Annotated in this window: 19 protein-coding genes and 5 tRNA genes; 3 read left to right on the forward strand and 21 right to left on the reverse strand. The window is 55.5% G+C overall.

The window, feature by feature from the left end:
• Window positions 1-16 precede the first annotated feature (16 nt).
• The gene (emrB, locus tag AB2B48_RS12740) at window positions 17-1,555 is read left to right on the forward strand and encodes a multidrug efflux MFS transporter permease subunit EmrB (protein WP_185668710.1); all 1,539 of its coding nucleotides are present in this window, start codon (window positions 17-19) and stop codon (window positions 1,553-1,555) included.
• An 83-nt stretch (window positions 1,556-1,638) separates the two neighbouring features.
• Here the strand turns inward: emrB and AB2B48_RS12745 are convergent, their stop codons facing one another.
• The 21 genes from AB2B48_RS12745 to mltB all read right to left on the reverse strand — a co-directional run bounded on the left by AB2B48_RS12745 (window position 1,639) and on the right by mltB (window position 20,468).
• A complete protein-coding gene (locus tag AB2B48_RS12745) occupies window positions 1,639-4,458 on the reverse strand; it encodes a glycoside hydrolase family 3 protein (RefSeq protein WP_368299324.1) in 2,820 nt (939 codons plus the stop codon).
• Entirely contained in the window at window positions 4,458-5,822 is a 1,365-nt protein-coding gene (locus AB2B48_RS12750) for a glycoside-pentoside-hexuronide (GPH):cation symporter (protein WP_333012637.1), read from the reverse strand. The genes AB2B48_RS12745 and AB2B48_RS12750 overlap by 1 nt, the downstream gene beginning before the upstream one ends.
• Before the next feature lie 312 nt (window positions 5,823-6,134).
• Complete coding sequence (luxS, locus tag AB2B48_RS12755) at window positions 6,135-6,650, reverse strand: S-ribosylhomocysteine lyase (RefSeq protein WP_185668708.1); 516 nt, start codon at window positions 6,648-6,650, stop codon at window positions 6,135-6,137.
• Between the two features lie 260 nt (window positions 6,651-6,910).
• The gene (gene gshA / locus AB2B48_RS12760; protein WP_368299325.1) at window positions 6,911-8,455 is read right to left on the reverse strand and encodes a glutamate--cysteine ligase; all 1,545 of its coding nucleotides are present in this window, start codon (window positions 8,453-8,455) and stop codon (window positions 6,911-6,913) included.
• Between the two features lie 79 nt (window positions 8,456-8,534).
• A complete protein-coding gene (locus AB2B48_RS12765; RefSeq protein WP_185668706.1) occupies window positions 8,535-8,963 on the reverse strand; it encodes a YqaA family protein in 429 nt (142 codons plus the stop codon).
• Entirely contained in the window at window positions 8,960-9,526 is a 567-nt protein-coding gene (gene yqaB / locus AB2B48_RS12770; protein WP_185668705.1) for a fructose-1-phosphate/6-phosphogluconate phosphatase, read from the reverse strand. Before yqaB ends, AB2B48_RS12765 begins: the two co-directional genes overlap by 4 nt.
• Before the next feature lie 123 nt (window positions 9,527-9,649).
• On the reverse strand, window positions 9,650-9,964 hold the full coding sequence (locus AB2B48_RS12775) for a BON domain-containing protein (protein ID WP_035897502.1): 315 nt from the start codon (window positions 9,962-9,964) through the stop codon (window positions 9,650-9,652).
• 166 nt (window positions 9,965-10,130) lie between these two features.
• Window positions 10,131-10,207 (reverse strand) — tRNA-Arg (locus AB2B48_RS12780).
• 91 nt (window positions 10,208-10,298) lie between these two features.
• A tRNA-Arg gene (locus AB2B48_RS12785) sits at window positions 10,299-10,375 on the reverse strand.
• 62 nt (window positions 10,376-10,437) lie between these two features.
• Window positions 10,438-10,514: transfer RNA gene (locus tag AB2B48_RS12790), tRNA-Arg, on the reverse strand.
• Between the two features lie 91 nt (window positions 10,515-10,605).
• Window positions 10,606-10,682 (reverse strand) — tRNA-Arg (locus tag AB2B48_RS12795).
• 3 nt (window positions 10,683-10,685) lie between these two features.
• Window positions 10,686-10,778, reverse strand: a tRNA-Ser gene (locus tag AB2B48_RS12800).
• Between the two features lie 318 nt (window positions 10,779-11,096).
• Window positions 11,097-11,282, reverse strand: coding sequence for a carbon storage regulator CsrA (gene csrA / locus AB2B48_RS12805; RefSeq protein WP_000906486.1), 186 nt, complete (start codon window positions 11,280-11,282; stop codon window positions 11,097-11,099).
• 240 nt (window positions 11,283-11,522) lie between these two features.
• Window positions 11,523-14,150 (reverse strand): alanine--tRNA ligase, encoded by a 2,628-nt coding sequence (gene alaS / locus AB2B48_RS12810; protein WP_368299326.1) that lies wholly within the window; start codon window positions 14,148-14,150, stop codon window positions 11,523-11,525.
• 250 nt (window positions 14,151-14,400) lie between these two features.
• Window positions 14,401-14,901 (reverse strand): recombination regulator RecX, encoded by a 501-nt coding sequence (recX, locus tag AB2B48_RS12815; protein ID WP_185668072.1) that lies wholly within the window; start codon window positions 14,899-14,901, stop codon window positions 14,401-14,403.
• A gap of 69 nt (window positions 14,902-14,970) precedes the next feature.
• On the reverse strand, window positions 14,971-16,029 hold the full coding sequence (gene recA, locus AB2B48_RS12820) for a recombinase RecA (protein WP_035892538.1): 1,059 nt from the start codon (window positions 16,027-16,029) through the stop codon (window positions 14,971-14,973).
• An 80-nt stretch (window positions 16,030-16,109) separates the two neighbouring features.
• Window positions 16,110-16,607: a nicotinamide-nucleotide amidase gene (gene pncC / locus AB2B48_RS12825; RefSeq protein ID WP_368301961.1), complete on the reverse strand. Its 498-nt coding sequence runs from the start codon at window positions 16,605-16,607 to the stop codon at window positions 16,110-16,112.
• Window positions 16,608-16,745: 138 nt separating this feature from the next.
• The gene (locus AB2B48_RS12830; protein ID WP_368299327.1) at window positions 16,746-17,624 is read right to left on the reverse strand and encodes a metal ABC transporter substrate-binding protein; all 879 of its coding nucleotides are present in this window, start codon (window positions 17,622-17,624) and stop codon (window positions 16,746-16,748) included.
• 17 nt (window positions 17,625-17,641) lie between these two features.
• Window positions 17,642-18,496, reverse strand: coding sequence for a metal ABC transporter permease (locus AB2B48_RS12835; RefSeq protein WP_185668070.1), 855 nt, complete (start codon window positions 18,494-18,496; stop codon window positions 17,642-17,644).
• Window positions 18,493-19,203, reverse strand: a complete 711-nt coding sequence (locus AB2B48_RS12840) for a metal ABC transporter ATP-binding protein (protein ID WP_185668069.1) — start codon at window positions 19,201-19,203, stop codon at window positions 18,493-18,495. The genes AB2B48_RS12835 and AB2B48_RS12840 overlap by 4 nt, the downstream gene beginning before the upstream one ends.
• Window positions 19,204-19,397: 194 nt before the next feature.
• A complete protein-coding gene (gene mltB / locus AB2B48_RS12845) occupies window positions 19,398-20,468 on the reverse strand; it encodes a lytic murein transglycosylase B (RefSeq protein ID WP_185668068.1) in 1,071 nt (356 codons plus the stop codon).
• Between the two features lie 391 nt (window positions 20,469-20,859).
• Between mltB and AB2B48_RS12850 the strand changes: the two genes are divergently transcribed.
• A complete protein-coding gene (locus AB2B48_RS12850; protein ID WP_368299328.1) occupies window positions 20,860-21,423 on the forward strand; it encodes a PTS glucitol/sorbitol transporter subunit IIC in 564 nt (187 codons plus the stop codon).
• Window positions 21,420-22,406: a PTS glucitol/sorbitol transporter subunit IIB gene (locus tag AB2B48_RS12855; protein ID WP_185668066.1), complete on the forward strand. Its 987-nt coding sequence runs from the start codon at window positions 21,420-21,422 to the stop codon at window positions 22,404-22,406. The genes AB2B48_RS12850 and AB2B48_RS12855 overlap by 4 nt, the downstream gene beginning before the upstream one ends.
• Window positions 22,407-22,408 lie beyond the last annotated feature (2 nt).

Below are 22,408 nucleotides of genomic sequence, written 5' to 3' on the forward strand. Positions count from 1 at the left end.
TGCTGGGGTGCGCGTAATGCAACAGCAAAAACCGCTGGAAGGCGCGCAGCTGGTCATTATGACCATTGCGCTGTCGCTAGCCACCTTCATGCAGGTGCTGGACTCCACCATCGCCAACGTGGCGATTCCGACCATCGCCGGTAACCTTGGCTCATCGCTGAGCCAGGGGACATGGGTCATCACCTCGTTTGGGGTGGCGAACGCCATCTCCATTCCGATTACCGGCTGGCTGGCAAAACGCGTCGGCGAGGTGAAGCTGTTCCTGTGGTCAACCGTCGCCTTCGTCATTGCGTCGTGGGCGTGCGGGGTATCCAACAGCCTGGGCATGCTGATTTTCTTCCGCGTGATTCAGGGGGTGGTTGCCGGGCCGCTGATTCCACTGTCGCAAAGCCTGTTGCTTAACAACTACCCACCGGCCAAGCGCGCCGTTGCGCTGGCGCTGTGGTCAATGACGGTGATTGTGGCGCCAATTTGCGGGCCAATTCTGGGCGGCTATATCAGCGATAACTATCACTGGGGCTGGATCTTCTTCATCAACGTGCCCATCGGTGCCCTGGTCGTGCTGTTAAGCCTCCAGAGCCTGCGCGGTCGTGAGACGAAAACCGAGCAGCGGCGTATCGATGGTATTGGCCTGGCGCTTCTGGTGCTGGGTATTGGTAGCCTGCAGGTCATGCTCGACCAGGGTAAAGAGCTCGACTGGTTTAACTCAACGGAGATAGTCGTACTGACGGTGGTGGCGGTGGTATCGCTAAGCTTCCTGATTGTCTGGGAGTTAACCGACGATAACCCGATAGTCGATCTGTCGTTGTTTAAGTCGCGAAACTTTACCATCGGCTGTCTGTGTATCAGCCTTGCCTATATGCTCTACTTCGGCGCCATTGTTCTGTTGCCGCAGCTATTGCAGGAGGTCTACGGGTACACCGCAACCTGGGCAGGTCTGGCGTCCGCGCCGGTCGGGGTGATTCCGGTGCTGCTGTCGCCGATTATCGGTCGCTTTGCCCACAAGCTGGATATGCGCCGTCTGGTCACCTTCAGCTTTATTATGTATGCCGTCTGTTTCTACTGGCGTGCCTATACCTTCGAACCGGGGATGGACTTCGGCGCGTCGGCATGGCCGCAGTTTATTCAGGGCTTCGCCGTGGCGTGCTTCTTCATGCCGTTGACCACCATCACGCTCTCCGGGCTACCGCCTGAGCGTCTGGCGGCTGCCTCGAGCTTGTCGAACTTTACCCGTACGCTAGCCGGTTCTATCGGCACCTCGATAACCACCACGCTGTGGACCAACCGCGAGGCGTTGCACCATGCTCAGCTAACGGAGTCCGTGACGCCGTTCAACCCGAACGCCCAGCAGATGTACGATCAGCTGCAGGGTATGGGCATGACGCAGCAGCAGGCTTCCGGCTGGATAGCCCAGCAGATCACCAACCAGGGGCTGATTGTCTCCGCCAACGAAATCTTCTGGGTTTCGGCCGGGATATTCCTCGTCCTGTTGGGTCTGGTATGGTTCGCCAGACCGCCGTTTGGCGCGGGTGGCGGAGGCGGAGGCGCCCACTAATGAAAAGCCAGCTCGGTTGAGCTGGCTTTTTTTTGGCCTGAATGACCGTCTTATCTGGCCTACGAGTAGCCCGGACGAGGCGTTTACGCCGACTCCGGGGAAGCAACTCGGCGAAACTCCAGCCAGTCAATCGCCAGCCCAGGTTTAATCTCCTCGGTCTGCACCTGGTAATATCCCGGCAGCAACTGTACACGGCACAGCTTCTGAGTCACCGTCTTCCCCATCGTGCCACGGGTCTGTACGGTGGCGACAAACTTACCGTTGAACAACAAATTAGTCGCCGTCTGCGCCAGCGGCATTGCCGGGGAGTTAACGCTTACTAACAGGTCATAAACCCCTTCACGCTCGATATGGATAGCCAGCGTGTCGCTATAGCGTAGCCGCGATTCCGGCGCGATGTTGATGGCATCCTCGATGTACAGCGAGGCATCGGCCGCCATCGTTGGCACGTTCACCTTCGGCACCTCGCCGCGTTTCACCACCTGGGTATGCAGCATAAACGACAGAATATTACGCGCGCAGCGCTGCAGTTCGCCCAACGTTAGCGATCCCTCAGCCAGCGCGGACAGAGTGTTATCGTTCCCGGCGTTAATTTCCGCGCCGTTGTTGTTGATGACCATATAGAGATCGTTCTGCGCGCGGATCATCGCCGCCGTATTGTTGACCGTCGCTTCACCGCCGCCGATCGCATCGTTCATTTTGGCCCACCAGTCGGTCATCACGATGCCGTTAAAGCCCCAGTCATCGCGCAGTATCGTGGTGTTCAGGCAGTAGTTTGATGCCGACCAATGGCCGTTAACCGGGTTATAGGCCGTCATCACCGCCATCGCACCGCCCTGCTTCACCGCGTACTCAAACCCCTTGAGATAGATTTCACGCAGTGCACGCGCGGACACCACTGCATCGGCCTGAGCCCGCGCATGCTCCTGGCTATTGCAGGCAAAATGCTTCAGCGTAGCGATCCCGCCGCCGCTGCGTATTCCTCTGACCATCGCCGCAGCCATCATGCCGGTCAGCAGCGGGTCTTCGGAGAAGTACTCAAAGTTACGCCCGTTGAGCGGGTGACGATGAATATTCATCCCCGGCCCCAGCAGCAGGTCTATCTGGTTTTGCTGTAGCTCCTTGCCTTCCATCACATACAGACGCTCTACCAACACCGGGTCCCAGGTGGAAGCCAGCAGCGTACCGCTGGGCATCAGCGTGGCGTGGGCGCCGTTATCCATGCGGATCCCCGACGGGCCATCCGCCGTGGCCGCCAGCGGAATCCCCTTTTCCAGCAGGCTATCGCCGGTACCGCCAAACGCGGAAGCGACGCCCGGCGTCACCTTATGGCTGCACATCCCCTCGCCGCGCACCAGGCACGCCAGCTCCTCTGCGCTTAGCTGAGCGATAAACGCCTCCATGCTGACGCGACCATCAACCACATCAACCAGCTTAAAGCCTTTATCGCCGGTGATGGCGAGCGCTGGCGGAAGGCGATCGTGAATACGCTCGCGCAGAGAGATTTTACGCCGGGGCACCTCTTCCCACTCCGCCTGCCAGACACCGGGCTGCGCGCGTTTACCCGGACGCAGTCGCGAAAAGGAGACCGTCGGTGCCAGCGCCTGTTCGTGACAGGAGAGTACCCGTAGCAGCGGCTGGGTATAGCCCTCTTCCCCCTGCACGCGAACCGCCTGTAGTTGATTCACACAGTTGCCTCCCCAGAACCGATACAACCCTGGCTCCAGCACCCAGCAGTGAGGATTGCCGGTCACACCGCTGTCGTCCCAGGATGCCAACCGCTCCAGCGGCACGGTCAGGGTCAACGTTTCGCTCTCTCCTGGCTGCAAGATCCGGGTTTTGGCAAACGCCACCAACGCACGCGTCGGCTTGCCCAGCGCCCCCTGCGGCGCTTCGAGATAGATTTGCACCACTTCACTGCCCGCAAATCGTTCGCCAACGTTATCAACCTTCGCCGTTATCTGGAAAAACAGTGGGTTATCTACCATGCGCTCGGCATGCAGCGAATGAATAGCAAATCGGGTATAGGAGAGCCCAAAACCAAAGGGATAAAGCACCTGCTGCGGGCAAAAGGTTTCAAAGTAGCGATAGCCAACGTAGATATCTTCCTGATAGATATTCTGCTCGCTATTGCCCCAGCAGGCCGAAGAAGGATAGTCATCCAGCGAACGGGCGATCGTATCCGTCAGCTTACCGGAGGGCGTCACCTCGCCGCAGAGCAAAGCAGCAACGGCCCGACCGCCATCCGGTCCGCCGTGCCAGGCGTACAGAATTGCGCCGAGATGCGGGCGCAGCAGCGGGTCTTCCGCCCACGACATATCCATGATGGAGGAGACGTTCAGCACCACGATAACGTTGCTGAAGTAGCGGCATACCGTGCGCAGCATGGCATACTCCAGCTCGGTTAAGCGATAGCCCCCCGGTACGTCGGCGTTGTCTTTATCTTCACCTGCGGTACGCCCAATCACCACCATTGCTTTATTCGAGACCCGCTTCGCCTGGGCCACGACATCATCATCAAGCGGCATCTCCTGTTGATGCCAGGGCTCCTGTGCCCACCCGCCGCCGCCGTTATCAAACGGATGCGTCATCACCCATTGTTCATAGCGCTGTGCCAGCAGGCCATTGACTCGCGCGCCGCAGCGCTCGCGCATCGCCTCCAGCAGGTTGCAGGTGGCGATCACATTGACCGCGCCCCCCGATCCGGTACCGCTGCGGTAGTAGTTGATTTGCGTGCGGCCAAAAATGGCGACACGGTCCAGGTCCTCCAGAGGCAAGGTCTCCGGCCTGTTTTTGAGCAGCACGGCACCCTGTGCCGCCACGTTCATTGAGAATTCGGCAAACCCCTCCAGGGGCTTGCCTGGCAGACGCTGATGCATACGGGTGGATTCCTTGATTGCCATTACGCTTCTGAATGCGCGAAGGTGCCGTTTTTCAGATCATCAACAACATGGTTCATCCGGTCTTCATTTAAGCGGTAGAACTTAATTGAGAATGCCGTTAGCACATAAAACAGTGCCGGAACCAGCGTGAATAACAACATGACACCCTGCGCCGCCGAATCTGATTGTGAGGTCACGCCTGATTCGTAATGGAAATAAGCCAATACCCAGCCAAGAATCGCGCCCCCCACGGCAACGCCCAGCTTAATTACAAATATATTAGCGGCCACATTCATACCGGTAATTCTACGACGCGTTTTCCATTCGCCGTAATTATTGGAATCGGTAATCATTGACCATTGCAGCGCACCGTTGCCACCCTGAATAATAGAAATAATGATATGAATGGCGAATATAGCGATCCACATTTGCGGTGGCACGAAGAAACAGATAACGCCAAATCCAGCGGTGATTAAATTCACCCAGAATGAGAGTTTCACTTTACAAAAACGGGTGCCAAACGGTTTAGCCAGCACCGAACCCGCCATCGAGGCAAACATCCCGCCCAGCATAAACAGCGTGATGATATCAGCCCCTTTATTGAGCACGGTATTGATGTAGTAAACCACCGCGCCGCCGCGCAGCACCACGGCAACCAGCATCATAAAGTTGTACACCGAGAGGACCAGCCACTGATCGTTTTTGAACAGGATCTTCACATCGCGGGCAATATTGAGGTTCTCTTCTTTAATCGGCTGGACGCGTTCTTTGGTGGTAAAGAAGCAGACAATAAACATCAGGCAGCCAATCACGCCAAACAGCGCCATTGATACCTGAATGCCGGTAGCCCGGTCGCCAGGATAGAGGAAATCCGCCAGCGGCAGGATAAACGCCGTTCCCAGCGCACCGCCGATAGGGGTGATGGCAAAACGCCAGGACTGCAGCGACAGGCTCTCACGCGGGTCGGAGGTTAGCGCTGCCCCCAATGAGCAATACGGGATGTTAATCGCGGTGTACATCAGTGTCATAAATATATAGGCCACAACCGCGTAAACGACTTTACCGCTATCAGAGAACGAAGGGATGGAATAAACCAGCACGCAGCTCACCGCGAACGGAACGCAAATCGCCAGTAGCCACGGACGAAAGCGCCCCCAGCGCGTTGCGGTGGCGTCAGCAATCGCCCCCATAATCGGGTCAGTAATAGCGTCCAACAGTCGAACCAGCAGGAACATCGTCCCCATGACCGCCGGCGGCAGACCATAAATATCGGTATAAAAATAAGCAAGAATGGCAACCGAAGAGTCGAACACAATATGGCTGGCGGCATCCCCAAGGCTATAGCCAATCTTCTCTTTGATAGAAATCCTATCCCCTGTAGACATATAAACTCCCGTTTTTGGTTTTACGTTATGAAACCGGTTTCTGCGGGAGCTATTTTTTACAGTTCTCAGGTTGGGATCTATTATGTTTTTCAGCTATCTCATTATGTTTTTCGCTTTATGTGATCGCGAAACGGATCTAATAAATAGGGAAAAGGTTTTTTGTTTTATGGCTCACAAATTAAAAATCGTCACACTTATTTTAATTATGAATTACTTTGTTGCAGAGAAACCACAAATATAACAATGGTGGGGAATAAAAAACCCGGAGCGTTCCGGGTTTTATCAGTCTGCTGAATACACAAACGACACAAACTAGATGTGCAGTTCTTTCAGCGTCTCTTTTGGCAGCGCCAGTTCATCATTGCTATTGATGCGTACACCACGGTCGATAATGTGGCGCGCAATCTCCTGCGCTTCGCTGAGGGAGTGCATCTCATAAGTCCCGCACTGGTATACGTTCAGCTCAGGGATCTGATTTTGATCCTGCACTTTCAGCACGTCTGCCATTGCCGCTTTCCAGGCATCGGCTACGCGCTGCTCGTCCGGCGTACCAATCAGGCTCATGTAGAAACCAGTACGGCAGCCCATTGGCGAGATATCGATAATCTCAACGCCGTTACCGTTCAGATGGTCACGCATAAAGCCAGCAAACAGGTGCTCCAGGGTGTGGATCCCTCTTTCTGGCATCACTTCCTTGTTCGGAATGCAAAAACGCAGGTCAAAAACCGTGATCGCGTCGCCGTGCGGGGTGTTCATTTTCTTCGCCACGCGAACGGCAGGGGCTTCCATACGGGTATGATCGACTGTGAAGCTATCTAACAACGGCATTTCGTAACCTCCGATATCACCTTCATGCTCACGCGTGCTGCACTTTTTTTCTATCCACCAAATAACCTAACCACTTGAATAGATACAACTTTATGCAATTCACCGCGCTCCGCTTCAGGATAATGTGATTTTTTTAAAAATAAACTGAACTCTTTGTTCCCATGCCAGTCTTAGTATATGAAAGACGCGCATTTGTTATCATCATCCCTGATTCAGAGATGTATATTTTGGCCACAGTGATGTGGCCTTTTTCTTTTGTATCAGGCGTGTCTCGCCAGCAGTGCTTCAAACGGTTCGTTATCCGCCTCTTCAATCTGCTGCTGACGTGCTCGGGAGGCATCGCGCTCCTTCGCAAAATCCTCTTCGCTCAGAATCTCCAGCGGCTCCTCACGCAGCATCGTACGATACTGTTCGGCCAGCGCCTTGCCCGTACCGCCAATGCCCTCATCAAGCATAGAACGCAGAATACGCGCCGAGAAGGTTAAATCTGGATTATCAAAGCAGGCGACCAGCTCATCACATACCTTCTGGTATGCCGTTCCGCCGTTGATGCCGTCCAGCGTCTGCGCCACGCGCTTAAGATCGTGGAACAGATCTTTACCCACTTTCGTCAGCGGGAACTGCGCCGTTTCACAGCCAATGCCCAGCGTCAGGCCAGGCTTACGCCCTTCCAGAATCACGCGATTCCAGTTCGTGCGCGTACACAGCAGCTCATCGCTGCTCATCTCTGGCGCATCCGCCAGCACGCACCAGACCATAAACAGGTCAAGGAAGCGAATCTGCTGCTCGTCGACGCCAACTGGCGAGAACGGGTTGATATCGAGTGAGCGAACTTCAATGTACTCGATACCACCGCGCAGCAGCGCATCGGAAGGCGTTTCGCCGTCGCGCGTAACGCGCTTAGGACGAATTGGCGCGTACAGCTCGTTTTCAATCTGCAGAATGTTGCTGTTGATCTGCAGGTGCTTACCGTCCTTCTCAAGGCCGATACGGGCATACTCTTCCGACGGGGTTTTAATCGCGCGCTTTAATCCTGCCACATATTCGTGCAGTTCGTTAAACGTAATTCCGAGATTGCTTTGCGATTTATTGGTATAGCCAAGGTCGCTAAGGCGCAGAGAGGTGGCGTACGGCAGGTAGTACATGCCGCATTCCGTTTTCTCAAACGGCAGCGTGGTCGGTTTGCCCTGCAGGAACGAAGAGCAAATTGCCGGTGACGCCCCGAACAGATACGGGATCACCCAGCCAAAGCGGTAGTAGTTGCGAATCAGACGGAAATAGCCGGCTGAAATCGCCTCTTTATCGTCTGTGCCACACTTCGCCTGCCAGAATGCCATTGGCAGCGAGAAGTTGTAGTGTACGCCAGAGATGGTCTGCATCAACGCGCCGTAGCGGTTCTTCAGACCTTCACGATACAGCGTTTTCAAGCGGCCGATATTCGACGTGCCGTACTGCGCCAGCTCAATCTCCTGACCCGGTGCAATGTAGCAAGGCATGCTCAGCGGCCACATGCGTTCGTCGCCCAGCTGACGTGCGGTGTAGCGATGCACGTCACGCAGCAGCGTCAGCATATGGTCGATGTCGCCGTCGACCGGAGTAATAAACTCCAGCAAGGCTTCTGCAAAGTCCGTGGTGATCCATTTGTGGGTCAGGGTTGCGCCAAGCGCTTCCGGGTGACCGGTTGTTGCCAGAGAACCATCTGCATTAACACGCAGCGTTTCGCGCTCAAGTCCGCGGTGGATCCCCTGAAGAGCCTGAGGATGTTTTTCCAGCCAGGACAGCGCCTGTGATACGTCCGGGATCAAATTGACCTCCCGCCTGTCGAATTCATTTTATTAAGCATAATTGTCATCGTGGAGATGCGATATTCCACCTGCCATCCAATTAGTGCCACCACGTCATGCCCTGAAGCGTCAGCGCCGCGACTGCGACGTAACGTAACGCTTTCCCCAGGCATAAAAAAAAGAGTACTGGTCCCCAGGAAATACGCATCCACCCTGCCAACAGGCACAGCAAATCGCCGATAACCGGCATCCAGCTCAGCAGTAGCGTCGCCGCGCCGTAGCGTCGGAGCCAACCCACTGCCTTTTCCTGCCATCGCGATGTTTTGCGTAATGGAAAAAAACGACCAAGAATAACGTTAGTAGCCCCGCCAAGGCTATTACCCATTGTTGCTATTACTACCAGAAGCCAGGGCTTACTCGCGCCAGAAAGCAGCAGCGCGACCAGCACGGCTTCGGAGTTACCCGGCAGCAGCGTTGCACTGAGGAAGCTGCTTGCAAACAGCGACCCCAGCGCCAGAAATTCACTCACAGCAGACGTACGTCAACGGCGTCCATTCCTGCCGCCGCAGCGGCCTGAAGCCCAAAATCGGCATCTTCAAACACCACGCAACGCTCAGGCGGCACGCCGATCAACTCGGCGCACAATAAGAACGTATCCGGCGCGGGCTTATGCTGTTTAACATGATCGGCGGCGACAACGGCCGCAAAATAGTGACGCAGTCCCAGATGCGCAAGCAGCGCTTCAGCCACGGCGCTTTCGCTACCGGTGCCGACCGCCATAGGACGACGGCCATGCCACTCCTTCACCACCTCAATAAGCGGTAATGGCGTGACCGAATCCAGCAGCATCGATTTTACCGCCGCGGTTTTTTCACGTGCGAGAAGATGGGGATCTAAATCGGCCTCATGGCTTTCAATAATCGCCTGGGCAATGCGCCAGGTCGGAGAGCCATTCAGGGCAACCATCGCCTGTTCGTCGAACTGCATTCCATATCGTCCCAGCACGTCACGCCACGCTTTACGATGCGTAGGTTCCGTATCAAGAATGGTGCCATCCATATCAAAAATCAATCCAGCATAGCGTTCGTACATTGTCTTCTCACCCTTCGCCAACGTAGTGTTACTTTATCGTAAAAGGGGCTGATTGTCGCTGCCCGCCGCAGAGACGACAAAGGCACCGATAGGGTGCCTTTTTGCATGTTACTAGCTGAGGGGTTATTTAATCTGCATATCGTTTTCAACAACCCGCACGCCCTGTACCTGGCGCGTTACTTCTACCGCACGTTTTGCATCAGCTGCCGACGACACAAAGCCGCTCAGCTGCACGCGACCTTTAAAGGTCTGTACGTTTATTTCGCTGGATTTTATCTGCTTATCGCTGAACAGCGCGGTTTTCACCTTAGTGGTTACGACCGTATCATCGATATAACCACCGGTACTTTCCTTGGTTGAAGAACCCGCACAACCAGACAGCGAGATAGCTACCAGAAGCGCTGCACAAGACGCAGCCATTGCTTTGAACCATTTCATGGATTTCTCTCCTTGCACTCAGGTCACCAGAATAAGGGTGTCACAGAGATAAATTATAGTGGAAAGAATGAGTTGCCAATCAGAAAAGTGTGAAGAAGATTTTTTTGAGTAAAAAGAGAAAGATTAACTGGGGGAGAAATTTGAGAGAATGGATATTTCGAGATAATGGTGCATCCGGGAGGATTCGAACCTCCGACCGCTCGGTTCGTAGCCGAGTACTCTATCCAGCTGAGCTACGGATGCATCGGGAAACTTACTTTACTGCAGATTTGATATCGCTGCTAAGGCGCTATCGATTTTCTGTAACAACGCTAATGCGTTATCTCAGAGAAGATGGTGCATCCGGGAGGATTCGAACCTCCGACCGCTCGGTTCGTAGCCGAGTACTCTATCCAGCTGAGCTACGGATGCATCGGGAAATTTGCTTTACTGCCGATATTGATACCGCTATAAAAACGATATCAAGTAAGAGATGGTGCATCCGGGAGGATTCGAACCTCCGACCGCTCGGTTCGTAGCCGAGTACTCTATCCAGCTGAGCTACGGATGCATCGGGAAACTTACTTTACTGCAGATTTGATATCGCTGCTAAAGCAATATCGATTTTCTGTAACAACGCTAATGCGTTATCTCAGAGAAGATGGTGCATCCGGGAGGATTCGAACCTCCGACCGCTCGGTTCGTAGCCGAGTACTCTATCCAGCTGAGCTACGGATGCAAATGGCGGTGAGGCGGGGATTCGAACCCCGGATGCAGCTTTTGACCGCATACTCCCTTAGCAGGGGAGCGCCTTCAGCCTCTCGGCCACCTCACCAACAACACCTCTTGCGAGTGCTTCGAAGAACTTGTTTCTGCTCATCGTCGCTGTGTGGCGCACATATTACTTTCTGGGACTTATAAGTCAAACAATTTTCCGCAGATTTTTTTCGTTTGCACATTTCACACGCAATAAGCTGTTAAAAAAGACAGAATGCACGTTTTATCAACAGATAAATTGCGTTTTTGCCGGTATAGCAGCAAAAAAGAAAATGGGCGCAGAAGAGCTGGGTTGAGGAAAAAAGGAAGAAAAACGAGAGTAAAACGAAGAAAACTGCGAGAGGTGCGTCTCACCCGCGGGGTGAGACGCGAGAACTTAGTAACTGGACTGCTGGGATTTTTCAGCCTGGATACGCTGGTAGATCTCTTCACGGTGAACAGAGACTTCTTTAGGGGCATTTACGCCGATGCGCACCTGGTTACCCTTCACCCCTAAAACTGTCACAGTGACCTCATCTCCAATCATGAGGGTCTCACCAACTCGACGAGTCAGAATCAGCATTCTTTGCTCCTTGAAAGATTAAAAGAGTCGGGTCTCTCTGTATCCCGGCATTCTCCATCATATAACGCCAAAAGGTCAGCTATGACAAACACCTTCGTGTAAGCGGTCACGGCATCACACTCTGTTAAATGTAAGTTTAGCCGATCTACATGACTTCAACCTGACTTTATCGTTATCAGTACCGCATATGCAAGGTGCCTTAACATTTAACGTTAAGGCACCCGCATGCGTTTATTGTTATTACAGTTTAGCGCTGACCCAGCCTTTCACACTGGACAGTGCAGCAGGGAGCGCAGCCGCGTCGGTACCACCAGCTTGCGCCATATCCGGACGACCGCCCCCTTTGCCGCCCACCTGCTGAGCGACCATGCCAACCAGCTCCCCTGCTTTCACACGGTCGGTCACATCCTTAGACACGCCTGCAATCAGAGAAACCTTACCTTCTGCGACCGTCGCCAGTACGATAACCGCAGAACCTAGCTGGTTCTTCAGATCGTCGACCATAGTACGCAGCATCTTCGGCTCAACGCCGGCAAGCTCGCTCACCAGAAGGTTAACGCCGTTAATATTCTCAGCTTTACTGGAAAGGTTTGCGCTTTCCTGTGCCGCGGCCTGCTCTTTCAGCTGCTGCAGCTCTTTTTCCAGCTGACGCGTACGTTCAATAACGGTACGCACTTTTTCGGTGACGTTGTGGCTGTCGCCTTTCAGCAGCTGCGCAATATCGCTCAGGCGATCGCTTTCAGCGTGCAGCGTGGCAATTGCACCTTCACCAGTGACAGCTTCGATACGACGAACGCCTGCCGCAGTGCCGGATTCAGACACAATGCGGAACAGACCGATATCACCGGTACGAGAAGCGTGAGTACCACCGCACAGCTCGGTAGAGAAGTCGCCCATGCTCAGAACGCGAACGTGGTCGTCATATTTCTCACCGAACAGCGCCATCGCGCCCTTCGCTTTCGCCGCTTCGAGATCCATGATGTTGGTTTCGATTGGCAGGTTGCGACGAATCTGGGCGTTGACCAGATCTTCAACCGCACGAATCTCTTCCGGCTTCATGGCTTCGAAATGAGAGAAGTCGAAGCGCAGAACCTTATCGTTCACCAGCGAGCCTTTCTGCGCAACGTGCGTGCCCAGAACCTGGCGCAGCGCCGCGTGCATCAAGTGCGTTGCAGAGTGGTTCAGACGGATGCGTGCACGGCGTGCAACATCAACGTCAGCCTGCACACCATCGCCCACTTTCAACGCGCCGGTAGCCAGCTTGCCGAGGTGACCAATTGCCTGGCCGTATTTCTGGGTGTCGCTGACCGCAAAGCTAAAGCCCGCGCCTTTCAGTTCGCCCTTATCGCCAACCTGACCGCCGGACTCTGCATAGAACGGAGTCTGATCAAGCACCACAACCGCTTCCTGGCCAGCAGCAATAGCGTCTACCGCTTTGCCGTCAACGAACAGCGCAGTCACTTTGCCGTTCAGTTCCAGGTGGTCATAGCCTTTAAATTCTGAAGCACCATCAACGCGAATCATCGCGTTGTAGTCTGCGCCAAAACCGCTGGACTCACGCGCACGACGGCGCTGCTCTTCCATCGCGGCTTCGAAGCCAGCTTCGTCAACCTTGATGTTGCGCTCACGGCAAACGTCTGCCGTCAGGTCAACCGGGAAGCCGTAGGTATCGTACAGACGGAAAGCGGTTTCGCCGTCCAGCGTATCGCCGGTCAGTTTTGCCAGCTCTTCGTCGAGCAGCGCCAGACCGCGCTCCAGCGTACGAGCAAACTGCTCTTCTTCGGTTTTCAGTACCTGCTCAACCTGCGCCTGCTGACGTTTCAGCTCTTCGCCTGCTGCACCCATCACTTCTACCAGCGGGCCAACCAGCTTGTAGAAGAAGGTGTCTTTCGCGCCCAGCATGTTGCCATGGCGGACGGCGCGACGAATGATGCGACGCAGCACGTAGCCGCGGCTTTCGTTAGACGGCATCACGCCATCGGCAATCAGGAACGCACAAGAACGAATGTGGTCCGCAATCACGCGCAGAGACTTGTTGCTCAGATCGGTCGCGCCGGTCGCTTTCGCCACCGCGTCGATCAGTTTACGGAACAGGTCGATGTCATAGTTGGAGTTCACGTGCTGCAGCACAGCGGTGATACGCTCCAGACCCATACCGGTGTCCACGGACGGCTTCGGCAGCGGTTCCATGGTGCCGTCAGCCTGACGGTTGAACTGCATGAAGACGATGTTCCAGATCTCAATGTAACGGTCACCGTCTTCTTCTGCGGAACCCGGAGGGCCACCCCAGATGTGGTCGCCGTGGTCATAGAAGATTTCGGTGCACGGGCCGCAAGGACCGGTATCGCCCATCTGCCAGAAGTTATCCGAAGCGTACGGCGCGCCTTTGTTGTCGCCGATACGGATGATGCGCTCACGCGGGATACCGACTTCTTTTTCCCAGATTTCGTAAGCTTCGTCATCGCTCTCATAGACGGTGACCCACAGACGCTCTTTCGGCAGGGCAAACCAGTTCTCACCGGTCAGCAGTTCCCACGCGTACTGAATAGCGTCGTGTTTAAAATAGTCGCCGAAGCTGAAGTTACCCAGCATTTCGAAGAAGGTGTGGTGACGTGCGGTGTAACCGACGTTTTCCAGGTCATTGTGTTTACCGCCCGCACGCACGCAACGCTGCGCGGTGGTCGCGCGAGAATAATTACGCTTGTCGAGACCGAGGAACACATCTTTGAACTGGTTCATCCCGGCATTGGTAAACAGCAACGTAGGGTCGTTATTCGGCACCAGGGAGCTGCTGGCAACTATCTGATGGCCTTTACTATGGAAAAAGTCGAGAAACGCCTGACGGATCTCAGCGGTGCTCTTGCTCATAATTATCCTGACATCAAGCTACACTTCATCCTTCAAACCGCGAGGCAACGGCTGTTTTCACCTCCGAACACGTACTGAAGTACCTGCCTGGAGCTTCTCTCGCCCATCGTTCTGATGCGGCTTGAATGATTTTGTGTATTAAGGAATATTCGTCACCGACGCGGATTGCTTTAAAAACAACCCGCCTCCGGACGGAAAAAGTGGGAATAAGATAAGTTTTCTTTAAAGGGAAGTAAAATCCCCAGTGCGGTCAATCAGCAAAATTTCGCCATATTTCCTGGATATCTTCCATCAGGTAGCCGCGATAGAGCAAAAAACGCTGGATTTTGACCTTTTCCGCAAAAGTGGTCGGCAACGGTTCACCGTATTTTCTTACCGCCTGATCGCGCGCCAGTAAAGCCCAATCAATGTCGCACTCGCGCATGGCCTGCTCGATGGCTTCGCGGGCAATGCCCTTCTGCCCCAGCTCCTGACGGATCCGCGCCGGGCCATATCCTTTGCGGCTGCGCCCGGCCATAAACTGCTGCACAAAGCGGCTATCGTCGAGGTAGCGGTTTTCAAAGCACCAGGCCACCACCTTTTCAACCTCTTCCGGCGGCGCGTCGATAGGCTCAGGACCATTTTTGCCCATCACTGGGGCGGTAAGTTTACGTCGCAGCTCCTGTTCGCTGTGATCACGCATTGCCAGAATGCGAATGGCGCGATCCAGCAGGCGAGCATAGGCGGAACGACGCGGTGAGTTTTCGGTCATGATGTTTTACCGTCGTAATAAATGCAAAAAGGGCTGCATAAGCAGCCCTTCGTCTCAGTTCAGAGATTATCAGAAGTCTTCGTTGGTTTCTTCGACGCTGTTGTTATCAACGGCGAAGTCCGGCGTAGAGTCCTGGTTGTTGAGCAGCAGCTCACGCACTTTCTTCTCAATTTCTTTCGCCGCAGCCGGGTTCTCTTTCAGCCAGGAGATAGCGTTCGCTTTACCCTGACCAATTTTGTCGCCGTTGTAGCTGTACCAGGCACCCGCTTTTTCGATCAGCTTCTCTTTCACGCCGAGGTCGACCAGCTCGCCGAAGAAGTTGATGCCTTCACCGTAAAGGATCTGGAATTCAGCCTGTTTAAACGGTGCAGCAATTTTGTTCTTCACGACCTTCACGCGGGTTTCGCTACCCACCACGTTGTCGCCCTCTTTTACCGCGCCGATACGGCGGATATCAAGACGTACGGAAGCGTAGAACTTCAGCGCGTTACCACCGGTAGTGGTTTCCGGGTTACCGAACATCACGCCGATTTTCATACGGATCTGGTTGATGAAGATCAGCAGGGTGTTGGACTGCTTCAGGTTACCGGCCAGTTTACGCATCGCCTGGCTCATCATACGTGCCGCGAGGCCCATGTGAGAGTCACCGATTTCGCCTTCGATTTCCGCTTTCGGCGTCAGCGCCGCAACGGAGTCAACGACGATAACGTCTACGGCACCGGAACGCGCCAGCGCGTCACAGATTTCCAGAGCCTGTTCGCCGGTGTCCGGCTGGGAGCACAGCAGGTTGTCGATATCAACGCCCAGCTTGCGAGCATAAACCGGGTCCAGCGCGTGTTCAGCATCGATAAACGCACAGGTTTTGCCTTCACGCTGTGCTGCGGCAATAACCTGCAGCGTCAGGGTAGTTTTACCGGAGGATTCTGGCCCGTAAATTTCGACGATACGGCCCATTGGCAGGCCGCCAGCGCCCAGCGCGATATCCAGTGAAAGCGAACCGGTAGAGATAGTTTCCACGTCCATGGAGCGGTCTTCACCCAGACGCATGATGGAGCCTTTACCGAATTGCTTTTCGATCTGGCCCAGCGCTGCAGCCAACGCTTTCTGTTTGTTTTCGTCGATAGCCATTATTACTCCTGTCATACCGGGTGTTACCGGATAGTGAATTCTGTTCTGTTGAGGCAATTATACTGTATGGTCATACAGTATCAAGTATTTTGTAGAAATTGTTGCCAGAGGAGATTGAGCGCATAAGCGGTCGCCTGTCGACGCACCGATTCACGGTCGCCGTCAAAGCATTCACGCTGGGTAACGCCTTGCCCGGTGGCGCTTGCTACGCCGAACCAGACCGTGCCAACCGGCTTTTCCACGCTGCCGCCGTCCGGCCCGGCAATGCCGCTAACCGAGACTGCAAAGTCAGCCCGCGCCGCGCGCAGTGCGCCAATAGCCATCTCAACGACCACCGGTTCACTCACCGCACCATGCTGTTCGAGCGTCACTTCACGCACGCCGATCATCTGCGATTTGGCCTCGTTGCTGTAGGTTACAAACCCACGCTCAAACCAGGCAGAACTGCCAGCGATATCGGTAATGGTTTTGGCTATCCAGCCGCCGGTACAGGACTCTGCGGTGGTCATCGTCGCCCCACGCGCTTTCAGCGCCAGGCCAACCTTTTCACTCAGCTGCATTAATTCTGAATCTGTCATCATCGCTCCGCTTCAGCCCGATAAAGAGGCCATCAAAGATAGCACTTTCAGAACAGATGTGGGGACGGGATGGTGATTTTACGAGGGGGATTCCGAAATTGAACGCCCCGGAAGAACCGGGGCGAGGAAGTGCCGGGTTTAGCGCATGCTGGCGGCGATAAGCTCCACGTTATGACGCAGCATTTTGACGTAGCTGTCCGCCACGCCGCCCGATTTCGACAGCGCTTCCGGATACAGTTCGCCGCCCGGCTGCGAGCCGGTAGCCGCGGCAATCTGTTTCACCAGGCGCGGATCGAGCTGGTTTTCCATAAACCAGGTGTGTACGCCATCGGCCTTAATTTGCTTAATCAACGCTGCCACCTGCGCCGCGCTGGCCTCGCTTTCTGAAGAGAGCCCTTGAGGTGCCAGGAAGGTGACGCCGTAGGCGCGAGAGAAGTAGCCAAAGGCATCGTGGCTGGTCAGCACCTTACGCTTCGCCTGCGGAATGGCGCTGAACTGCTGCTTCGTCCAGCGATGAATATCGTTAAGCTCGCCAATGTAGCGTTTGCCGGAAGCATTGAGCGCCGCGCTATCTTCCGGGTCAGCCTTCACCAGGCCAGTCAGGATATTCTGCGCGTACAGTGCGCCGTTTGCCGCGCTGTTCCAGGCGTGCGGGTCGGTCACCGTTTTGCCATCTTCATCTAGAGTGTGGGTTTTTACGCCCGTTGAAGCCACCACCAGTTCACCTTTAAAGCCCGATGCTTTGATAAGGCGGTCCATCCAACCTTCCAGCCCCAGACCGTTGACCACCACGACATCCGCTTTGCTGAGCAGCGCGCTGTCTTTCGGCGACGGTTCAAAAGTATGCGGGTCGCCGTCCGGGCCAACCAGCGTGTCGACGTGAACATGATCGCCACCCACCTGCTTCACCATATCGCCCAGCACTGAAAAGCTGCTGACCACGTTGAGCGTCTTTGCCATCGCCCCCTGCGCCGCCAGCCCTAACGCCAGCGCCATAATCACCCCAATACGTTTCATCTTGTCCCCTTTCCTCTTCATTTTAACCAGCTCACGGTCAGCCGGCTTCGCTTGCCAAACAACACAGAAATCAAAAAGATACCGCTCGCGGTTAGCACAATCGACGGTCCGGCGGGCAGATTCGCGGCCCACGACAGACTGAGCCCCATCCAGGCACATACGCCGCCTATCAGCGCCGCCAGCAGCAGAATTGACGGTAAGGTTTTCGCCCAGCAGCGCGCCGCAACGGCGGGCAGCATCATGACCCCCACCGCCATCAGCGTGCCCAGCACCTGAAAACCGGCCACCAGGTTGAGCACCAGCAGCGCCAGAAACAGCCCGTGCAGCAACACAGGCAGCCAGCGCGCATTCACCTGTAGCCAACTGCTATCAAACGCTTCGCTCACCAGTCCCCGGTAGAAAAGCGCAATGCAGAGCAGCGTCAGGCTGGCGACCCCCGCCACAAACAGTGCGGCATCGTTATCCACCGCCAGAATCGAGCCGAACAGCAGATGCAGCAGGTCAACGTTGGAGCCGCGCAGCGAGACCAACGTGACCCCCAGCGCCAACGACCCTAAGTAGAATCCGGCGAAGCTGGCATCCTCTTTCAGCGGCGTGCGTCGGCTAACCCAACCGGCCACCAGCGCCACCGTAATGCCAGCAATAAAGCCGCCTACGGTCATCGCCAGCAGTGACATGCCGTTGACCAGATAACCCACCGCCACGCCGGGAAGAATGGCGTGCGACAGCGCGTCCCCCATCAGGCTCATCCGCCGCAGCAGTAAAAAGACGCCAAGGATGGTGGTACTGAGCGACAGCGCGAGGCACACCACCAGCGCCCGGCGCATAAAGCCAAACTCGATAAAGGGTTGGAAGAAGGTGTGCCAGATCATGCGTGCCTCGCGGATTTGAATGCAGAAAGCACGTCGCGGGTATGCCCCCAGCAGGCGTTCTGCGGTGCCAGCAGCAGCGTTTCCGGGAAGTACTCCGCCACGCGTTGATTGTCATGCAGCACCGCCAGCACGGTTTGCCCCTGCTGGTGCATCTCCTGAATTACCCCCATCAGGTCATGACTGGTGGCTTCATCAATACCGGTAAAGGGCTCATCGAGCATCACCAGCGGCGCGCGTTGTACCAGCACGCGGGCAAAGAGCATGCGCTGGAACTGGCCGCCGGAAAGCGCGTCAATGGGTGTTTTCGCCATGCTTTCCAGACCGACTCGCGCCAGTGCAGCGGCAATGCGCTGGCGCGTGTCGCTACGCAGGCCACGCAGCAATGAAATTCGCGGCCACGCCCCCTGGCTCACCACGTCCAGCACGGTTAACGGAAACTGCGACTCCAGCGCATGACGCTGGGCCAGCCAACCGATCACCGGGCGTGAAGGTGCCCAGCGAATGACGCCGCTTACCGGCGGAATAAATCCCGCCAGCGTTTTCAGTAAAGTGGATTTTCCGCAGCCGTTCAGGCCGACAATCGCCGTCATGCTGCCTTTGTGAATGACGCCGCTCAGCGATGGCGTAATCGCCACGCCTTCATAGCCTGCCACCAGGTTGTCCAGTTCAATCATGGCAGCGACACCGCCCACCAGACCATCAGCCACAGCACGCTCAATAGCGCGCAGGCCAGCAAAACCCGCGTAACGCTGCTGGCCATAAAAACAGGAGTGAACATCTTCGCCTCATCATTTAATGTTATAACGTAACAATATTGAATTAACAGTAAGATGTAAACGGCAGAAAATGATGCGAAATGTAACAAGCCCCCCTCTGAACCGAGGGGAGCCAGAAGGAAGGATTACTGACCGCGCGCCTGAGAGACCGCCAGACCCAGCTGCCAGACGGCCATCGCATAGTGGGTGCTGTGGTTATAGCGGGTGATGGTGTAGAAGTTCGGCAGACCGTACCAATACTGATAGCCCGTGCCGATATCCAACCGCAGCAGGCTGGCCTGCTGATGATTACCCAGCGGCTGCATCGGCGTTAAGCCTGCCGCTGCCAGCTGCGAAACGCTGTATTTGGTTTTGAAGCCATTCTCCAGCCCCGGAGCCTGACCCATCGCCTGCACCGCCACCGCATCGCCGCTCACCCAACCGTGTTGTTTGAAGTAGTTCGCCACGCTGCCGATGGCATCTTCCGGATCCCACAGGTTGATATGACCATCACCATTGAAATCAACCGCATACTCTTTGTAGGAAGACGGCATAAACTGCCCGTAGCCCATCGCCCCGGCAAATGAGCCTTTCAGATCCAGCGGGTCATCCTGCTCATCACGCGCCATCAGCAGGAAGGTTTCCAGCTCGCCGGAGAAGTACGCCGCGCGGCGCGGATAGTTGAAGGAGAGCGTCGCCAGCGCATCGAGAATGCGCGTTTTACCCATCACGCGGCCCCAGCGAGTTTCCACACCGATAATCCCGACGATAATTTCCGGCGGCACGCCGTATACCTGCGAAGCGCGCTGCAGCGCGTCCTGATGCTGGTTCCAGAACACCACGCCATTCTGGACGTTATCCGGCGTAATGAACTGATTGCGATAGCGCAGCCACGCCCCGTTCGGGCCGGTTGGCGGCAGGCCGGTCGGTGCCTGCCTGTCCATCAGGCGCAGCACGTAGTCCAGGCGCTTGGCCTGAGAGAGGATTTCATGCAGCTGCTGTCGGTCAAAACCGTGCTTGCTCACCATCTTGTCAATGAACTGCTCTGCCGCCGGGTTGTTAGCAAAATCACCGGTCGGAATTAGCGCATTGTGCTGAGGTTCAAGGAGAAAACCGCCGGAAGTGGTTGCCGGAGATTCAGCCGTTTTAGGTTTGCTACTACAGGCAGCGAGCAGGACACACAGGGGGAGTAAAGCCAGAACACGACGCTTCAACATGGGACATCCGTTTAACAATATCAGCAAGAGTTAAATATGGTAAAGCATCCGCCACGCTGCAAGGAAGCGGTTGTCGCGCTCGCTCGCAGAATTTCTCATTCCGGCACTTCGTTTTCTCTTTTTCCTGCGGCCACCCTCGCAGTAACTTTCACAATAAAATATTTATCTTTCATTTTGCGATCAAAATAACACCTCAAAAGCTTTCGATCTGATTAAAATCACCCACCTTTTGGTCGTATACCCTAAATAATTCGAGTTGCAGGAAGGCGGCAAGGGAGTGAATCCCCAGGAGCTTACTCTAGTAAGTGACTGGGGTGAGCGAACGCAGCCAACGCACCTGCAACTTGAAGTATGACGGGTATAAAACGATAAATACCTACAGGAGATAACGATGGTCGACACCATTACCCTTGGTGCTGAATGGTTCATCGGGCTGTTTCAGAAAGGCGGAGAGGTCTTCACCGGCATGGTGACCGGCATTCTTCCGCTGCTGATTAGCCTGCTGGTTATCATGAATGCGCTCATTAACTTCATCGGTCAGCATCGCATTGAGCGGTTTGCTCAACGCTGTGCCGACAACCCCGTCTCTCGCTACCTGCTGCTGCCCTGCATTGGCACATTTGTGTTTTGTAACCCCATGACGCTGAGCCTCGGGCGCTTTATGCCCGAAAAGTACAAGCCCAGCTACTACGCCGCCGCTTCCTATAGCTGCCACTCGATGAACGGACTCTTCCCCCACATCAACCCCGGTGAACTGTTTGTCTATCTGGGCATAGCCAACGGCCTGACCACGCTCGGTCTGCCGCTCGGGCCGCTGGCGGTGAGCTACCTGATGCTCGGTCTGGTGACTAACTTCTTCCGCGGCTGGATTACAGACTTCACCACCGCCGTCTTTGAGAAAAAAATGGGCATCCAATTGGAACAGAACGTTCAACTGTCGGGAGCGGCATCATGACGCGTATTCGTATTGAAAGAGGAACCGGCGGCTGGGGTGGCCCGCTTGAACTGGACGCCGAACCCGGTAAGAAAATCGTCTACATCACGGCCGGAACCCGCCCGGCCATCGTTGACAAACTCGCCGAGCTCACCGGCTGGCAGGCCGTCGATGGATTTAAAGAGGGTGAACCGCCTGAGCAGGAGATTGGCGTGGCGATCATCGACTGTGGCGGTACGCTGCGCTGCGGTATCTACCCGAAGCGCCGGATTCCCACCATCAATATCCATGCCACCGGCAAATCTGGCCCGCTGGCGCAGTTTATTCTGGAGGATATTTACGTCTCCGGCGTCAGGGAAGAGCACATTCGCCTGGTTGGTAACGCGAGCGAAACCGCTGACGTCGCACCGTCCGCAAAGCCTAAGGCCGCCAGCGGGCGCGATTACGACACCAGCAAAAAGATCACCGAACAGAGCGACGGCCTGCTGGCCAAAGTCGGCATGGGAATGGGATCGGCAGTGGCGGTGCTGTTCCAGGCAGGTCGCGACACCATCGATACGGTGCTCAAGACCATTCTGCCGTTTATGGCGTTCGTGTCGGCGCTTATTGGCATCATCATGGCATCAGGCCTCGGCGACTGGATAGCCCACGGCCTGGCACCGCTTGCCAGCCACCCGCTTGGGCTGGTCACGCTGGCGCTGATCTGCTCCTTCCCGCTGCTATCCCCTTTCCTTGGGCCAGGCGCCGTTATCGCTCAGGTGATTGGCGTCCTGATAGGCGTGCAAATTGGGCTTGGCAATATCCCGCCGCACCTGGCGCTGCCCGCCCTGTTCGCGATTAACGCCCAGGCCGCCTGCGATTTTATTCCGGTGGGGCTCTCGCTCGCCGAGGCCCGGCAGAACACCGTGCGCGTCGGCGTGCCTTCCGTACTGGTGAGCCGCTTTTTGACCGGCGCCCCAACCGTGCTGATTGCCTGGTTTGTATCCGGCTTTATCTATCAATAGGA

The sequence above is a fragment of the Kluyvera sichuanensis genome (assembly GCF_040930405.1).
Lineage (GTDB): Bacteria > Pseudomonadota > Gammaproteobacteria > Enterobacterales > Enterobacteriaceae > Kluyvera > Kluyvera sichuanensis.

Bases quoted from the DNA above. Each gene is read 5' to 3' on its own strand.
- emrB (WP_185668710.1), top strand. From the start codon at position 17: ATGCAACAGCAAAAACCGCTGGAAGGCGCGCAGCTGGTCATTATGACC.
- AB2B48_RS12745 (WP_368299324.1), bottom strand. From the start codon at position 4,458: ATGGCAATCAAGGAATCCACCCGTATGCATCAGCGTCTGCCAGGCAAG.
- AB2B48_RS12750 (WP_333012637.1), bottom strand. From the start codon at position 5,822: ATGTCTACAGGGGATAGGATTTCTATCAAAGAGAAGATTGGCTATAGC.
- luxS (WP_185668708.1), bottom strand. From the start codon at position 6,650: ATGCCGTTGTTAGATAGCTTCACAGTCGATCATACCCGTATGGAAGCC.
- yqaB (WP_185668705.1), bottom strand. From the start codon at position 9,526: ATGTACGAACGCTATGCTGGATTGATTTTTGATATGGATGGCACCATT.
- AB2B48_RS12775 (WP_035897502.1), bottom strand. From the start codon at position 9,964: ATGAAATGGTTCAAAGCAATGGCTGCGTCTTGTGCAGCGCTTCTGGTA.
- csrA (WP_000906486.1), bottom strand. From the start codon at position 11,282: ATGCTGATTCTGACTCGTCGAGTTGGTGAGACCCTCATGATTGGAGAT.
- alaS (WP_368299326.1), bottom strand. From the start codon at position 14,150: ATGAGCAAGAGCACCGCTGAGATCCGTCAGGCGTTTCTCGACTTTTTC.
- recX (WP_185668072.1), bottom strand. From the start codon at position 14,901: ATGACCGAAAACTCACCGCGTCGTTCCGCCTATGCTCGCCTGCTGGAT.
- recA (WP_035892538.1), bottom strand. From the start codon at position 16,029: ATGGCTATCGACGAAAACAAACAGAAAGCGTTGGCTGCAGCGCTGGGC.
- pncC (WP_368301961.1), bottom strand. From the start codon at position 16,607: ATGACAGATTCAGAATTAATGCAGCTGAGTGAAAAGGTTGGCCTGGCG.
- AB2B48_RS12830 (WP_368299327.1), bottom strand. From the start codon at position 17,624: ATGAAACGTATTGGGGTGATTATGGCGCTGGCGTTAGGGCTGGCGGCG.
- AB2B48_RS12835 (WP_185668070.1), bottom strand. From the start codon at position 18,496: ATGATCTGGCACACCTTCTTCCAACCCTTTATCGAGTTTGGCTTTATG.
- mltB (WP_185668068.1), bottom strand. From the start codon at position 20,468: ATGTTGAAGCGTCGTGTTCTGGCTTTACTCCCCCTGTGTGTCCTGCTC.
- AB2B48_RS12850 (WP_368299328.1), top strand. From the start codon at position 20,860: ATGGTCGACACCATTACCCTTGGTGCTGAATGGTTCATCGGGCTGTTT.
- AB2B48_RS12855 (WP_185668066.1), top strand. From the start codon at position 21,420: ATGACGCGTATTCGTATTGAAAGAGGAACCGGCGGCTGGGGTGGCCCG.